Source organism: Helicobacter sp. 16-1353 (assembly GCF_003288815.1).
Lineage (GTDB): Bacteria > Campylobacterota > Campylobacteria > Campylobacterales > Helicobacteraceae > NHYM01.
In genome coordinates, this window is sequence record NZ_NHYM01000005.1 from 32,466 (window position 1) to 48,365 (window position 15,900).

General features: G+C 32.7%; 18 protein-coding genes and 1 tRNA gene. 12 read left to right on the forward strand and 7 right to left on the reverse strand.

The features are described from left to right. Window positions 1-112: 112 nt before the first annotated feature. From CCY99_RS04115 to glmM, 3 genes are all read right to left on the reverse strand, one after another. A tRNA-Val gene (locus CCY99_RS04115) sits at window positions 113-188 on the reverse strand. A gap of 251 nt (window positions 189-439) precedes the next feature. Further along, the gene (gene lspA / locus CCY99_RS04120; RefSeq protein WP_181646838.1) at window positions 440-1,036 is read right to left on the reverse strand and encodes a signal peptidase II; all 597 of its coding nucleotides are present in this window, start codon (window positions 1,034-1,036) and stop codon (window positions 440-442) included. A 12-nt stretch (window positions 1,037-1,048) separates the two neighbouring features. Next, on the reverse strand, window positions 1,049-2,371 hold the full coding sequence (gene glmM / locus CCY99_RS04125; RefSeq protein ID WP_112060151.1) for a phosphoglucosamine mutase: 1,323 nt from the start codon (window positions 2,369-2,371) through the stop codon (window positions 1,049-1,051). 127 nt (window positions 2,372-2,498) lie between these two features. On the opposite strand from glmM, the gene rpsT reads away from it, so the two are divergent. Both rpsT and prfA read left to right on the forward strand, forming a co-directional pair. After that, a complete protein-coding gene (gene rpsT / locus CCY99_RS04130) occupies window positions 2,499-2,768 on the forward strand; it encodes a 30S ribosomal protein S20 (RefSeq protein WP_112060152.1) in 270 nt (89 codons plus the stop codon). 99 nt (window positions 2,769-2,867) lie between these two features. Continuing rightward, on the forward strand, window positions 2,868-3,929 hold the full coding sequence (prfA, locus tag CCY99_RS04135; protein ID WP_112060153.1) for a peptide chain release factor 1: 1,062 nt from the start codon (window positions 2,868-2,870) through the stop codon (window positions 3,927-3,929). 540 nt (window positions 3,930-4,469) lie between these two features. On the opposite strand, the gene CCY99_RS04140 is transcribed toward prfA, so the two are convergent. The 3 genes from CCY99_RS04140 to CCY99_RS04150 form a co-directional block, all read right to left on the reverse strand. Then, a complete protein-coding gene (locus tag CCY99_RS04140) occupies window positions 4,470-4,757 on the reverse strand; it encodes a hypothetical protein (protein WP_112060154.1) in 288 nt (95 codons plus the stop codon). A gap of 387 nt (window positions 4,758-5,144) precedes the next feature. Next, the gene (locus CCY99_RS04145; RefSeq protein ID WP_112060155.1) at window positions 5,145-5,744 is read right to left on the reverse strand and encodes a UPF0323 family lipoprotein; all 600 of its coding nucleotides are present in this window, start codon (window positions 5,742-5,744) and stop codon (window positions 5,145-5,147) included. 14 nt (window positions 5,745-5,758) lie between these two features. Continuing rightward, entirely contained in the window at window positions 5,759-6,091 is a 333-nt protein-coding gene (locus CCY99_RS04150) for a histidine triad nucleotide-binding protein (RefSeq protein WP_112060156.1), read from the reverse strand. A gap of 155 nt (window positions 6,092-6,246) precedes the next feature. Between CCY99_RS04150 and flgB the strand changes: the two genes are divergently transcribed. The 10 genes from flgB (at window position 6,247) to serA (ending at window position 15,358) form a co-directional block, all read left to right on the forward strand. Beyond that, the gene (gene flgB / locus CCY99_RS04155) at window positions 6,247-6,678 is read left to right on the forward strand and encodes a flagellar basal body rod protein FlgB (protein ID WP_112060157.1); all 432 of its coding nucleotides are present in this window, start codon (window positions 6,247-6,249) and stop codon (window positions 6,676-6,678) included. A gap of 14 nt (window positions 6,679-6,692) precedes the next feature. Beyond that, window positions 6,693-7,187, forward strand: coding sequence for a flagellar basal body rod protein FlgC (gene flgC / locus CCY99_RS04160; protein WP_112060158.1), 495 nt, complete (start codon window positions 6,693-6,695; stop codon window positions 7,185-7,187). Window positions 7,188-7,258: 71 nt separating this feature from the next. Continuing rightward, window positions 7,259-7,504: a flagellar hook-basal body complex protein FliE gene (fliE, locus tag CCY99_RS04165; protein ID WP_258443451.1), complete on the forward strand. Its 246-nt coding sequence runs from the start codon at window positions 7,259-7,261 to the stop codon at window positions 7,502-7,504. Window positions 7,505-7,525: 21 nt separating this feature from the next. Then, a complete protein-coding gene (locus CCY99_RS04170) occupies window positions 7,526-9,394 on the forward strand; it encodes a penicillin-binding protein 2 (RefSeq protein ID WP_112060159.1) in 1,869 nt (622 codons plus the stop codon). A gap of 94 nt (window positions 9,395-9,488) precedes the next feature. Beyond that, a complete protein-coding gene (locus CCY99_RS04175) occupies window positions 9,489-10,622 on the forward strand; it encodes a CCA tRNA nucleotidyltransferase (RefSeq protein ID WP_112060160.1) in 1,134 nt (377 codons plus the stop codon). A gap of 158 nt (window positions 10,623-10,780) precedes the next feature. After that, window positions 10,781-10,975 (forward strand): 50S ribosomal protein L35, encoded by a 195-nt coding sequence (gene rpmI / locus CCY99_RS04180; protein WP_112060161.1) that lies wholly within the window; start codon window positions 10,781-10,783, stop codon window positions 10,973-10,975. A gap of 81 nt (window positions 10,976-11,056) precedes the next feature. Further along, window positions 11,057-11,407, forward strand: coding sequence for a 50S ribosomal protein L20 (gene rplT / locus CCY99_RS04185; RefSeq protein WP_112060162.1), 351 nt, complete (start codon window positions 11,057-11,059; stop codon window positions 11,405-11,407). Between the two features lie 188 nt (window positions 11,408-11,595). Next, on the forward strand, window positions 11,596-13,281 hold the full coding sequence (locus tag CCY99_RS04190; RefSeq protein ID WP_112060163.1) for a 30S ribosomal protein S1: 1,686 nt from the start codon (window positions 11,596-11,598) through the stop codon (window positions 13,279-13,281). Further along, a complete protein-coding gene (locus CCY99_RS04195; protein ID WP_112060164.1) occupies window positions 13,278-13,748 on the forward strand; it encodes a hypothetical protein in 471 nt (156 codons plus the stop codon). The genes CCY99_RS04190 and CCY99_RS04195 overlap by 4 nt, the downstream gene beginning before the upstream one ends. 20 nt (window positions 13,749-13,768) lie before the next feature. Then, a complete protein-coding gene (gene serA / locus CCY99_RS04200) occupies window positions 13,769-15,358 on the forward strand; it encodes a phosphoglycerate dehydrogenase (RefSeq protein WP_112060165.1) in 1,590 nt (529 codons plus the stop codon). A gap of 36 nt (window positions 15,359-15,394) precedes the next feature. On the opposite strand, the gene CCY99_RS04205 is transcribed toward serA, so the two are convergent. After that, window positions 15,395-15,892 carry an HIT domain-containing protein gene (locus CCY99_RS04205; protein WP_112060166.1) on the reverse strand — a complete coding sequence of 166 codons (498 nt, stop codon included), beginning with the start codon at window positions 15,890-15,892 and terminating at the stop codon, window positions 15,395-15,397. Window positions 15,893-15,900 lie beyond the last annotated feature (8 nt).

The following is a 15,900-nucleotide window of genomic DNA, read 5'->3' on the forward strand; positions in this document are numbered from 1 at the left end:
TTGGACGCTGAAAACAACGACTTCTACCATGTCCCCGGCTAAATTTGCTTGTAAAAACTTAATTTTCAAATATCGGCTGTAAAATTAAAATCAATATTTAAAAATGTAAAAATGGTGGCCACGATTGGACTCGAACCAACGACCACTACCATGTCAAGGTAGTGCTCTACCAACTGAGCTACGCGACCATAATACGGCTTGGCTTTTTGCGATAAAAAACAGACGATTCTAATAAAACACCATTTTTTAACATTTCGTTTTAAGATTAGTTAAAAATCTAAGGCGAAGTATTTTTGATTAGAAATTGGGGTTGTGAAGCTTCGAGCCTTTGAAATAAGGCTAGACGCCTATTGAAAAGGCAAGAAGCGAACTCCCTAATTTATCGCAAAAAGACAAGCCAAAAATAAAGCGGTAATTATAGCAAATAAAGCTTAATTTTTTACTTTTTTGCCTTAATTTGGCAAAAAATATAATGGCAAATCATATAAAAAATGCAGATATTTATGACAGAATCTGCAAAGTTAAACACCGCGAAATTAAAGCCAAAATGCCAAAAAATATAATCTACAACGCCCTCGTGCGTGAATCTATCGACCAAATTCCCAAACCCAGCACCAATAATCATACCAAGCGGCAAATAATAATCGCTAAAAAAATCCTCGCTTTTTAAAATGAGAACAATCATCACGCAAAGCAAGGCGAGCAAAATCCACTTTAGCCACGCCCCAAAAAAGCTCCCAAGCGAGAATGCAACGCCTTTGTTGAAAACTAGCACGATGTCGATTATTTGCGATTGCCAAATGGGATTTGCGAAAGTGGCGTAATGCAGAATAATGATTTTTATGATTTGGTCTATTAGAAAAATGGCGATTCCGGCGATAAAAAAGGCGATTTGGATTCGGCTGGAGTTTGGATTCTGCTTGGAATCTTTGGAATCTAGATTCTGCTTTAGATTCGTAGAATCTCGCCCTAAATTAGAATCTAAATTTCGCCCAAGATTCACGGAATCCGCAGAAAGCCCCCAAATCTTACGCAATTTCCCCATTCCCTAGCAAATCTCTTTTTTAAAAAATGCCACCAAATCGCTCAAAGTAGATTCTAGCTTCGCTGGATTCTTGCCCTCTAGCAAGATTCTTAGCTTATTTTCGGTGCCAGAGTAGCGGATAACATGGCGGATTTCAGGCGAAATCAGCTTCAAATAGCCATTTTCCAAAGTAGAAAGTGGCTTTTTAACCGCCACATTGATATTTTTCTGCACTTGCGGATATAGCTCAAATGGGTTGAGAATCTCGCTACTTTTTTTATTATGCTTCACCATTAACGCCAAGACTTGCAAGGCACTCACAATGCCATCGCCCGTCTTGGAATAATCGCTAAATATGATATGTCCGCTCTGTTCGCCACCGAAATTATAATTATTTTTTATCATCGCCTCTAGGACGAATTTATCGCCCACATTCGAGCGAATTAAATCGATTTTTTGCTTTTTTAGGAATTCCTCCAACGCCAAATTACTCATTATCGTGCTTACAATGCCGTTATTTAGGAGATTTTTCTCATTTTTCAAAAACAACGCCAACGCCCCTAGAATCTTATCTCCATTCACCACTTCGCCCTTATCATCGACCACGACTAGCCTATCAGCATCACCATCAAGGGCGAATCCCACATCAGCACGAAACTCCACGACTTTTTTACTCAAATTTTCCGGATGCATCGCACCGCAAGATTCATTGATATTGTAGCCATTTGGCTCGTCGTTTATGGTGATTACATCAGCTCCAAGCTCGTTAAATATGATTGGAGCGACCTTGTATCCAGCTCCATTCGCGGTATCTACGACTATGCGGATATTTTTTAGGTTTAGATTCTTTGGAAATGAGTTTTTAATATGCACGATGTATCGCCCGACAACATCGTCGATTCGCTTTGAGTAGCCGATTTGTGTGCGAGTTTTAAAGTGGCTTTTCATAAAATCTATATCATTAAAAATCTGCTCGATTTGCTCTTCCTTGCTCTCATCAAGCTTGTAGCCAGAATGGTCAAAAAACTTTATGCCATTATCATAAAATGGATTATGCGACGCAGATATCATAATCCCCGCATCACACCGCATATCTTCGGTCAAAAAGGCAATCGCCGGAGTCGGCATAGGACCGATTTGGATTACATTATATCCAAGCGAGGTTAGAGCCGACACCATCGCATTTTCAATCATATATCCGCTCCGCCTCGTGTCCTTGCCAATTAGAATCTTATTTGTATTTTTCTTAAAATAGATTCCAGCCGCTAGTCCCGCTCTAAGGGCAGTAAATGGCGTTATATCCTTCCCAGCTTCGCCACGAATCCCATCTGTGCCAAATATTTTCATTCAATCGCCTTAAAAAATAAAGTAAAAATTATGCAATTCTAGCCAAAAAGTAATTAAATTTTAATTTTGCTTTAAATAAAAAAGTGGCAAAATACTAGCTTTTAATTTTATCTTTTAAGAGGAATAAATGGCAAATCACAAATCAGCAGAAAAGCGAATTAGGCAGACGCTAAAGAAAACTAAGCGAAACAGATTCTACAAAACCAAGATGAAAAATATCATTAAAGATGTGCGTGAGGCAGTCTCAAATAACGACATAGAAGCCGCAAATAACGCACTTAAAGTGGCAAACAAGAATCTTCATAAATTCGTAAGCAAGGGGATTTTATCCAAAAATACCGCTGCTAGGAAGGTTTCACGGCTAAACGAGAGCGTTAAGAAAATCGCAAAAGCTTAAGCGATTTTGTGGCTTGAAAAAGTGCTTTAAAGTGCTATTTAACGCCAAATTTAAAGCCACTTTAAACGCCCAATTTAACGCCAACAAGCTGGAATCTAAATGATTATAGATAAACTTCTCCCACTAATCGAGCGATACGACGCAATCACCGCTGAGCTACTCAAGCCGGAGGTCGTATCAGACATCAAACTCCTTAGCAAACTCACCAAAGAGCAGAGCGACCTAAACGACCTAGTCCAAAAAGCTAAAGAATATCTCTCCACGCTAGAATCTATCGAGGGCAATAAAAGTTTGCTTGATGATAAGGATTTAGGCGACTTGGCGAAAGAAGAAATTAAGATTTTAGAAGCTAAAAAAGCCGAGCTAGAAGAGGAAATTAAGATTCTCCTTATTCCAAAAGACCCAAATAGCAATCGCAATGTCTACTTGGAGATTCGTGCTGGGACTGGGGGCGATGAGGCTGGAATCTTCGTGGGGGATTTATTCAAAGCGTATGTGAGATATGCGGAATCTAAGGGCTGGAAAGTCGAAATTATGAGCTCAAGCGAGAATAATGTCGGCGGATACAAAGAGGTAATCGCCCTAATTAAGGGCAATGCCGTATATTCTCACCTAAAATACGAGGGCGGCACACATAGAGTGCAAAGAGTGCCAGACACCGAGTCGCAGGGGAGAATCCACACTTCGGCAGTAACCGTTGCCATTATGCCAGAGGTCGAAGATGTGGATATAAATATCAATCCAAGCGATTTGAAAGTCGACGTTTTCCGCTCTGGTGGACATGGCGGACAGAGTGTGAATACCACAGATTCAGCTGTGCGAATTACGCATATCCCAACTGGCATTAGCGTCTCAATGCAAGATGAGAAATCCCAGCATAAAAATAAAGATAAGGCAATGAAAATCCTAAAGGCTAGAATTTACGAGCTAGAGCTAGAAGCGAAAATGCAAGAAGCAGGGAAAAATCGCAAAGAGCAAGTCGGCAGTGGCGATAGAAGCGAGCGAATCCGCACTTATAACTACCCGCAAAATCGCCTAACCGACCATAGAGCTGGAATTACGCTTTATAGCTTGGAAGAGATTATGCTTTCTGGCAACTTGGACTTGGTGATTAACCCGCTGTTGGCGTTTATGCAGAGCCAAAGCGTGGGGGAAATTTAGGGCGAATTTGGTGCGATTTATTGCTTTCTATGCATTTTAGGATTTTAAATAAGATTCTATATTTGGCATTTTTTAGATTCTAAGATTCTATATTAGATTATTTCCTATTTTCCCCTAATACCCCATATTAGCCAATATTTTATACCATTCCACATATAATCGCTTTTAGTAATTTTACATTCTTTAACAAAGTAGCAAATATGGTTTATAATGCATTTTTAAAGTGGGTTTTATAGCGATTGTTGGCTCAATACAGAAATTTTCCGTTGCCATTCAATTTAAAATTCTATGTGGAGTTGGATAAAAAACTCGAAAAAAAGCAAAACACCAGCTTAAATGGTAGTATTTAAAAAAGGAAAATTAGCCAAATCTTCCTAAAGGATAGATTTATCGTAATTACGACCTAAGTTTTCATAGACGCAAAACTTAGGAAAAGAAATATAGAATCTTGGCAAGATTCTCGCATAAAATTATTTTAAGCTAGATTTTTGTAAGAATCTAGCTTTTAGCAAAATTTGCACTTAGATTCAACGTTTCCTATTAAAATAAATATAAACTATCATTTGCTTTTTTGCTATTTTTCTCATAATCTTTAATGAAATTAAACACTTTTTCAAGGGTTTTTTCGCCTATACCATTAACTTCTTTAAGAGCACTCATTCTGCAAATATCATCTCTGCTTAATAATGCTTCTTTTATTTTTCGAATCTCCGTTATTCTAATCTTGGTTTCTTTTTTGATAAATTCATCTTCTAATTTTAGAAATTTATTCTTGAAGTTGTCATATAAATCATCTTTGGCTATTGGGTTGAATTGCCATATTTCCACAGGAATATCAACTTTTGCTAAATATTTTTTGCTTGGAAGTTTCCAATGATATTTTGTGGGAAAATTTAAGATATATTCATATTGTTCATTATCTTTGCCTAATTTTATATATCCTTGTAAATTATGTTTCGCCAGATTCTAAGCTATTTTTCACCAAGATTCCAAAATAGATTCCAGCCAAATCCAAGCTAGATTAATCCAATTTTACACCAAAGCCAAAGATATTTTTAAGCCAAGCTACACGCTCAAAAGCTATTCAACAGCTTATATCCACAAAATGCTTTTTAATTGAGCTTTGTCGATAATTGCCATCGCCATATTAGGGTTATTATAAGATTGATAATTTTGATTATTTTACTTGATAGAGATTTTAAACTTAAATTCTATTTACCCACCAACTGCATTTTGAGTGCCGCCACTTCCCCCACCAAAAAATCCGCTTCTTCCAGTGCTTGATGTGGCTCTACCTGTGCTCGCTGTATTTCTTGCGGCACTAAATGAATTTTTACTTCTTTCGTATGCTTGTGGGCTTTTGTAATTTGTTCTTTGTTGGGATTGATAATTTTGATTATTGAATAATTTACTTCCTATCCAGCTACCGACGATAGCTCCAGCCGCAGATGCAAGTATGGCTTGACCGAGAGATAGTCCTGTTCCTGTGGGATTTGTGAGCTCGGAAGTTCCATTATCTATTTTCTTTTCTTCCTCTTGTAGCATTTTATCAATCTCTTCTTGTGAGAGCATTCGCTCTGTGCCATCTTTTGCTTTTAATAATACTCTTGTGGTTTCACTTGGATATTCTTCGAGTATTTTATAGCTACCATCTTGTTGCTCTTCGATAACTACAAATGCACCTTTTTTGACGCTATTAGCAACATTTGCTTGATTATTATTATCTTGCGTATTACAACCTGTTAATGCTAATAATGCACCAATGCCGATACTACCTATAATCCCATATTCACCAATTTTTCTTATATGCTTCATATGTTATTTCTCCCTTATGCTAGATTATCGAATCTTAGCTTTGCACCGCCAAGTATGTGAAAATGTAAATGTGGCACTTCCTGTCCACCATCAAATCCAATATTTGAGATTACCCTATAGCCTGTTTTATCAAGTCCAACTTTTGTTGCGACTTCTTGTATAAACTCGCTTAGTTTTCCTAACATTGCAGAATCCGCACTATGAAAATCCTTAATACAAACTTTCGGTATAGCAAGTATATGGATTGGGGCTTTTGGATTAATATCATAAAAGGCTAAAAAATCATCATTTTCCAAAACTTTTTTTGATGGAATCTCACCACTTACAATTTTTTCAAATATTGTCATTTATCGCACTCCAAAAATTTTTAATTTAGTATTATTCTACATTATTAATTAAAATTTTATAAAGTTTTGTAGAGTAAATATAGATTTATTCATAATGGAATAAATATTGCTTAATACCAACTATAAATTTTATAATTTTTAGGAAGGATTCCAGAATGGCTATTTTTGAAATAAGCAAAGCTTATGGTATCGTAAATAAGGCGTTAGATTACCGCTCTTTGAGACAGGATTTAATCGCTAGTAATATCGCAAATGTCGATACGCCCTTTTATCGCCCCCAAGATATAGATTTTGAATCTTATTTGGCAAAAGAAGCAAATAGGGTTTTTAAAAATATTTCTTCAAATGAATTAGAACTAGCTAGGACAAACAAAGGTCATATGATGCCATTTGATTTGAGTGATAATAAAGCTAGTATTTTTTATAGAGATGGGCATTTAGCTAGAAATGATGGAAATAGTGTCGATTTAGATGTTGAGACAAGTGAGCTTAGCAAAAATACCGTTATGTATAATGCATTAATTAATGCAAATAAAAAACATAAGAGTATTTTTTCATATGCTTTGGAATCTTCTAAAAATATTTGAATGAGGAGTTTATAATGGCTTTTTTAAGTAGCTTTGATATAAGTGGCTATGGATTATCAGCACAAAGATTTAGAATAAATGTCATTTCTTCAAATATTGCAAATGCGAATACAACAAGAACAGACGAAGGCGGAGCATATAGACGAAAAGAAGTTATTTTTAAGGCATTTGATTTTAACAAAGAATTAAATAAAAAATTAGGTGAAAATAATAATTTATTGGAATATGAAGACCCACTAAATGAGGGCGTTTATGGCAAGGAACCAAAGCCAAATATTATGAGCGTTTATGTGGATAAAATAGTGCGTGATGATAGAGCACCTATTATGAAATATGAGCCCGGACACCCAGATGCCGATGCAAATGGATATGTGGCGTATCCAAATGTAAATCCAGTGATAGAAATGGCTGATTTGATAGAAGCTACAAGAGCTTATCAAGCAAATGTCGCTGCCTTTCAAAGTGCAAAAAATATGGCAAATAATGCTATAATAATGTTTCAAGCATAAATTTTTAAGGAGATTCCATCTTGGCAGATATAAAATTAGATAATTTAAACATTGGCAATATAACCCCTAATATAGGAAATACTCAAAAAGTTCCAACAAAAAATTTTATGGATACAATGAAAGAGGTTATTGATGAGGTAAATACACAGCAAAAAACTTCAGAGCAAGCTTTAAGTGATGTTGCCACAGGACAAGTGAAAGATTTACATCAAGCTGCAATTGCAATAGGCAAAGCAGAAACTAGTATGAAAGTAATGCTTGAAGTCCGGAATAAGGCTATTAATGCCTATAAGGAAATCTTAAGAACACAAATTTAAAAACCATAAGTATAATTATTAATGCAAGATTATAGAGATTTGAATGTTAATGATAATATTGAAGATAATAACTCCAATGAGGATTCTACTGATAAATCACAAAATGCGATAAAAGACCGCTCAAATGGCATTATCCTTATATTTTTCTTTCTATCATTATGCTTAATTTTATTTGTAGTTATAACATATTTTAAAATCTCCACACCAAGAAAACTCCCAACCATAGTATCTTCTAAAAAAGAAATATCACAAAGGGGAACTATTTATAGTAATGATGGCTTTAATCTAGCAAGTAGCAAGAAATTATATAAAGTTAGTGTTATGAAAAAGAGTATAGACCCAGATAAAATGGATTTGTTTATACGACTTTTTTCTATTTATAGCGGTATGGATGAAAACTATGTAGCAGATAAATTGAATGGTAATGGAAATATTATTTTATCTTATAAAGTAAGCCCCAAAACAGCATTGAATCTAAAACAACTTAATCAAAAATTAATCAAATATGGCATTTTTCGCTCCTATGAGGAAAATGGCAGGGTTATGCCAAAGTTTGGTTTAAGTATTGAGATTAGTGGAGAGAGCAGGGATTATTTATATAAAGACTTAATAGAGCCTATTTTAGGATATACAAATAAACTAGAAACAGATGGATTTACAAAACCTAAGGGGATAAAAGGGGTAGAAAAATTCTATGATTCTACCTTAGAATCTAAACAAGATGGATTATATAGGGGAAATAGAGATATAGGATTTAATATTATTTTATCCAAAGACGCCACATTAAAGCAAAAAATTGACGGACAAAATATCGTTCTTACCATATCTTTAAAACTCCAAAAGAAAATAGAAAGCATATTAGATGAAGCAGCAAAAGACCTAGAATCTAGAGAAATTGCTGTTGGGATTATGGATTCTAATACAGGTAAGATTCTAGCCCTTGCTTCAAATCAGCGATTCGACCCTAAAAATATTAGTGCGAATGATTACTCAAAACTTAATCCTAGCTTTGTGGAAACCTCATTTGAGCCCGGAAGTATAATGAAACCCGTTATTTATGCACTTTTATTAGAAAAACGATTAGTTACTCCACATGAGATTTTTAATGTCTATAATGGCGTTTATAAGCTTGGAAAATACACTATTAGAGATAGTATAAAACAGCAATATGCGAGTGCCGAAAATATCATAGTTTTATCAAGCAATGTAGGAATGGTGCAAATGGCACAAAGACTCGATGATAGGACTTATTATAATGGGCTTAAAGCCTTTGGATTCTCATTTCCTACAAATGTTGATTTACCATATGAAAAAGATGGATTAATCCCATCTCAATCTACATTAAAATCGTATGTTTATAAAGGTAGCGTATCTTATGGATATGGAATGCGTGTTACTTTTCTACAAATGCTTCGTGCTTATGCGGTTTTTGCTAATGGTGGATATTTGGTTACCCCGTATTTAAGGGATTATACATTATCTCAACATAATAAAAAAATCAATATTAATAAGCCTGATTCTAAGATAGAAATACTTAGCGTATATACTGCCGATACGATGCAAAACACACTTATAAAAACTGTTGAGGACGGAACTGCAAAGAAAACAAAAGTTGATGGCATTATTGTTGGTGGGAAAACAGGAACAGCAAGAATCGCAGATAAAGGCAGATATAGCGACAAATATATAGGTTCATTTTTTGGTTTCGCGAAAGATGAAAAATCAAATTATACTATTGGTGTTGTGGTATTTGAATCTAGTGCAAAAAGTAGCTACTATGCTTCGCAAACTGCCACTCCTATCGCAAAAGAAGTTATTGAGATTCTAATACAAGAGGGATATTTAAAACCGGAAAATCAAAATCTAAATAAAATAATATCTATAAAATAAGCTAAAACAAGGTAGAAATATCAAAAAAATATCCAAAAATCCCACTAAAAATATATATAGAAATATTAAAAATCTCCCACCACAAACACAAAAGTTGGCTCAAATATTTTTTAAAAATGGCTATAGATTATTTTTAGTAGGTGGCTGTGTGCGGGATTTTGCCCTAGATATTATCCCAAATGATTTTGATTTGGCTTCTGCAGCTACACCAAATACGATGATTGAAATATTGAGTGATTATAAGATTTTTAGAAATGGCGAGCAATACGGCACAATTGGCGTTATAATCGATGAAATAAAATTTGAAATTACCACTTTTCGAAGTGAGGATAATTATATCGATAATCGCCACCCAAACAACATTTTCTTTCAAAATAGTATTTTAGAGGATTTAAAAAGGCGAGATTTTACTATAAATGCCCTTGCTTATGATATTTTGGATAATAAAATTATTGATGAATTTAATGGAATCTTGGATATTTCAAATGGAATCTTGCATTGTGTTGGGAATCCTAATGATAGATTTGTAGAGGATTCCCTTAGGATTTTAAGGGCTTTTGCATTTTGTTCTAGATTTGATTTGAATCTTTGTGATGATGTATTAACCGCAATTAAGACACATAAACATTTATTAGAATATATTAGTATGGAGAGAATTAGGAATGAAATAATTAAGATTTTAGAGGGTAAAAATCCCAAAAAAGCCTTAAAGATTATGCGAGAATGCGATATTTGTGAGATTGTAGAAGTATTACCAAAAAATATTAATTTACTTCATTGTAATAGCAGAATCTACTTTTCATTTTTATTCTTTAAAAATATAGATTTTTTAAATATAAGATTAAAAGAGAAAATATACCTAATGCAAGAAATTTTTACACGATTAATAACACCAAAAACATTTAAAAAACGGGAGATTCTACTATCAAAACTATCATTTGAATTTGGATTAGAAAATCTAGAATATGCCCTAAAAGCCAAGTCAAAACTAAATAAAAATACAAGAAAATTAAAAAAAGCATTCAAAAAAGATTCTATGTCAAAAAAAATAAATCTAAAAATTAATGGCTATGATTTGATAAATCTAGGAATCTCAGCTAAAAATATCGGGCAAATTAAGCAGAATTTAGCAATGCAAGTATTAGAAAATCACATTAAAAACCAGAGAATCTCACTTTTAAAAGAAGCAAAGATTCTTATAGATTTAATAGAGCATTCACCCAAATAATCATAAATAATTTTTGGTTTGTGATTAGAATCTAAGCAAATATTTGGATATTTTAAAAAATGGATAAGAAATATAGTTTCAAATAAGTTTATTTTATAAGCTAAAATTATGGGATATTGTGATATTATTGTCGTTTTTAATTAAAAAAAGGAGTTTTGATGCCTAAGATGAAAACAAATCGAGGTGCTGCAAAAAGATTCAAGGTTAAAAAGAATCTAATCAAGCGAGGAGCGGCGTTTAAAAGCCATATTTTAACGAAAAAATCCCCGCAAAGAAAAGCGAATCTAAATGCACCACATTATGTCGATGAGACAAATGTAAAACAGGTCAAAAAGTTATTGTGTATGGCGTAAGCCTAAATCCCCCATATTGGGCAAGTGAAGCAAAAAGCAAAAGCTACCACCTAAAAAATAAATAAAGGTAAAGGATAAAAAATGAGAGTAAAAACAGGTGTTGTTCGACGACGACGACATAAAAAGATATTAAAACTAGCTAGAGGATTCTACAGCGGACGACGAAAGCATTTTAGAAAAGCAAAAGAACAATTAGAGCGAAGTATGTGTTATGCATTCCGCGATAGGAAACGCAAAAAGCGAGATTTTAGACGATTATGGATTATTCGTATAAATGCCGCTTGTAGGATAAATGATATAAGTTATTCTAAATTCATCTATGGATTAAAATTGGCAAATATTGAACTTGATAGAAAAGTATTAGCTGATATGGCAATAACTAATCCAAATTCATTTTCAAAAATAGTCCAAACTATCAAAACAAAATTATAATCTTATAGCATCTCTACTCTAGAGATGCCTATTATTCTATATTCCACAACTATAAATATCACTTCTAAATAAAGTAAATACTGCTTTATGTAAGCTAATTATTAACTTATATTTTATACAATATCACACAAATTACATTAATCAAATGATTTTTTGTATATTTAAAATTAAATAGTAGGTTGGAAATAATGGCAATAAAGACAATAGAAGATTTTGAGCTAAGCACTCAAGATAAGGAAAGTTATGAAAAATTTGCATCTTTTTATGAGCAGAATGATAAAAATAGCAATGAAAATAATCATTCTTCCACGCTAATAAAAGGCAAAATAATCAAAATAAATGATAATTCTGTGATGATTGATATAGGGCAGAAAATAGAATCTAATATGAGAATTGATGAAATAAAGAATGAAGCAGGTGAAGTTATCTTTAAAGAAGGCGATGAGATTGACTTAGTTATGAGTGATGTTAAAGGTCGCAAGAGGGTTTCTTACAAACAGGCATTAAAACAAGCTAAAATAAGGGAAGTTGTAGCAAAGATTAAAGATAATTATAAAGATATGATTATTGATGTTGAAATTATTAATAAAAACAAAGGTGGTTATATTGTAAAGTGGAAAGAAGAAGATGTGGAATGTTTTATGCCAAAACAATATTCTGCTATTAAGCTAAATACAAAAATATCATCAAAACCAATAAAGGTATGTATCATAAAAGTCGATGACAATGGAATAATAGTCTCAAGAAAAAAATATTTTGATGTAACAAATCAAAGAAAGAAAGAAAGAGTAGAAGAGGTTCTAGCATCAAATACCCCAATTAAAGGTGAAGTTGTAAATATCACTCCTTTTGGAATCTTTGTTAATATCGGTGATGTAGAGGGTTTAGTGCATTCATCTGAGATTTCTCATAAGAATTTTGTAAATCCAGCAAGTTTGTATAAAATCGGCGATGTGGTGATGGTAAAAATCCTAGAATATAATGAAGAAAAACAAAAATTATCTTTATCGATTAAAGCATTAAAGGACGACCCTTGGAATGATATAGAAAATCAATTAAAAATAGGATATACAATAAAAGCTGTAGTTAGTAGCATTCGTGAATATGGGGCTTTTGTTGATGCAGGAAATGATATAGAGGGATTCTTGCATATTACAGAAATTTCTTGGGAAAAAAACATTAAAAAACCTAATGACTACTTACAAATTGGACAAGAAATTGATGTTGAGATAATAGAGCTTGACCCTTCTAAAAAACGGCTTAGGGTTTCATTGAAAAAACTTTCTGACAAACCATTTACTCAATTTATTAAAAAATACAAAGAAGGTCAAGTATTAAGCGGGGAAGTAGCCACTATTACTGATTTTGGTGCTTTTGTTAGATTCAACAATATTGATGGATTATTACATAATGAAGATTTATCGTGGAATAAGCAAGAGAAATGCAAAAATATATTAAAAGTTGGAGATAAAGTTGAAGTTAAGATTCTAAAGATTGACAAAGATAATGAAAAAATATCATTAAGTAGAAAAGCCATTCTAGAATCCCCAGTAAGTATCTTTAGTAAAACACATAAATTAGGCGATATTGTATCTGGAAAAATCGTTGAGATTAAGGATTTTGGAATCTTTATTGAATTAGATAAAGATATTGATGCTTTAATAAAAAATGAAGATTTAATGCCACTTAAAAAAGATGAATTAAAAATTGGTGATAATGTAGAAGCAAGTATTGCAAATATCGATATAGAAAACAACAAAATACGATTATCGGTAAAAAAATTAGCAAGAAAAAAAGAGCAAGATGAGATAAAAAATTACAATAATAATGAAAAAATGACACTAGGAGACATCTTAAAAGATAGATTGAAATGAATTCAGTGATAAATATATTATTATTTTTCATTTTTATTATTATGTTGGCAACATTATTTATTGCTGTCAATATGTATATTGGCAAATTATCTATGGAGGATATTAAAACAAGCTTTATAGGTAGTGATTTTATACATATCAAAAATAAACCTAAAGATGATAATAAATCTACTTGGATTAGCTCCCTTGCTTCAAAAAATATAGCAGATTTTAGCTATCCTATTTCGGAGCTTGCTATCATTCTTGATTTTTCAAATGCAAAGAAAACAAATATATTGACCATAGAGAATCTAGATTCATATAAATTTTTTTGTTTAAATGAGATATTAAAAAATAATGATATAAAATTTGCATATACAAAAGTGGCAGATTTTGTAACATTAGATGTTGCTCTTAATAAAGAAGGCTTAAAAGAGACGCTCATAAACGAACTAAAAAAATACAATATTTCTTATCATATTAAATAAGATTAAAATAAGGATATAAGATGACAAAATACAAGATTATTGTTTGCGACCATATACATACTGCGGGATTGGATTTTTTAAAAAAACAAAATGATATTGAATTATTAGATTACTCCAATCTACCTAAAGATAAGCTTTTAACCAAGCTTAAAGATGCTGATGTAGCGATAACAAGAAGCTCAACAGAAGTTGGTGAGAAATTTTTGCAATCTGTTACAAATCTAAAGGCAATCGTTCGTGCTGGAGTTGGCGTTGATAATGTTGATATAGATACTTGTAGCAAAAAAGGTATTATTGTTATGAATGTGCCTACTGCAAATACTATTGCAGCAACTGAGCTAACAATGGCACATATAATAAATGCTGTAAGAAATTTTCCGGGTGCTGATAGGCAATTAAAAGATAATAGAATCTGGAAGCGAGAAGATTGGTATGGAACAGAATTAAAAGATAAAACACTAGGAGTGATAGGATTTGGCAATATAGGCTCAAGAGTGGCAGCTCGTGCAAAAGCCTTTGAAATGAATGTAATAGCATATGACCCATATCTAAAAGAATCTACAATGATTGATGCTGGCGTGAAATGTGCCAAACATTTAGATGATATTTTAAAATGCGATATTATCACAATCCACACTCCAAAAAATAGTGAAACAAAAAATATGATTAGCAAAAATGAAATAGCGAAAATGAAAGATGGGGTGATACTTATAAACTGTGCTAGGGGTGGTTTATATAATGAAGCCGATATACTAGAGGCTGCTAAAAGTGGTAAGATTCGGTGGATTGGGGTTGATGTTTTTGAAAAAGAACCAGCTATAAATAATCCTTTGCTTGATTTAACAAATATATATGTTACACCACATATCGGTGCAAATACATTGGAATCTCAGGAAAAAATATCCATTCAAGCTGCCACTACTGCTATAGAATCAGCTAGAGGAAGTAGCTATCCAAATGCACTAAATCTACCAATAAAAGAAAATGAGATTCCATATTTTGTAAAACCATATTTAGAATTATCACAAAAACTTGCATTTTTTATATCACAGATAACAAAAGGTGTTATTAGGACATTAAATATCACTTGTAGCGGTAAATTAACACCATATATAGAATCACTAGGCACATTCGCAACACTAGGAATGTTAAAGCACTCACTTGGCGATAAAATAAACTATGTTAATTCCTTATTTGTAGCAAAAGATAGAGGCATTAATATAAATATGGAAACAAAAGATAGCCTATCAAGTGTTTATAAAAATTTAATCACTATAGAAGTAATAACAACCGAAGGTAATATATCCATTAGTGGCTGTGTGTTTGATGATGATAAATTGAGGATTATAGATATTAATGGATTCTGCGTGGATATTGAACCAAGTGGCAAAATGATATTATTTAAAAATACCGATGTTCCGGGCGTTATTGGGAATATAGGGACGATTATGGAAAAACATAATATAAATATTGCTGATTTTAGATTAGGTCGCAATAATAAAGGAGAGGCTCTAGCAACTATTATAGTGGATAGCGATGTTGGAGAGGATATATTAGAAGAGCTCAAAAAGATAAAAGCCTGTATAAATGTAACCTATGCGATAATATAAAAAGCAAATTACCTTTAGGGAATCTTATAAGATTCCCTACTTTTTGCTTTCTTTTAGATATTTTTTTGCTAAATTATATATTTTATTATATACCTCATTGAAATCAACGCCATAAGAACGGGTATTTGCAATAGATGTTAGGAAATTCGTATCCCTACTCCATCGTGGTAATAAATGAAGATGTAAATGCTCGGGAATCCCAGCTCCCCCTGCGGATTTAATATTCATTCCCATATTGATACCACTAGCACCATAATCATACAAGATATTCATAGAATCTTGAGCAATGCTAAACATATTTAGCCAAATATTCTTAGGCAGTTTTTCTGGGGAATCTATATGCGACATAGGCACAATTAATATATGTCCGGGTGTATAGGGATATTTATTCATAACGATAAATAAATCCTCATTCCTATACACTACCATATTTTGAGTATCTAAATTAGGATTCTTAGCAATATCGCAAAATATACAATTACTTTCACTTTTAGAAAAATATTTCTCTCGCCAAGGTGCGTATAAAACATCCATTACAATTC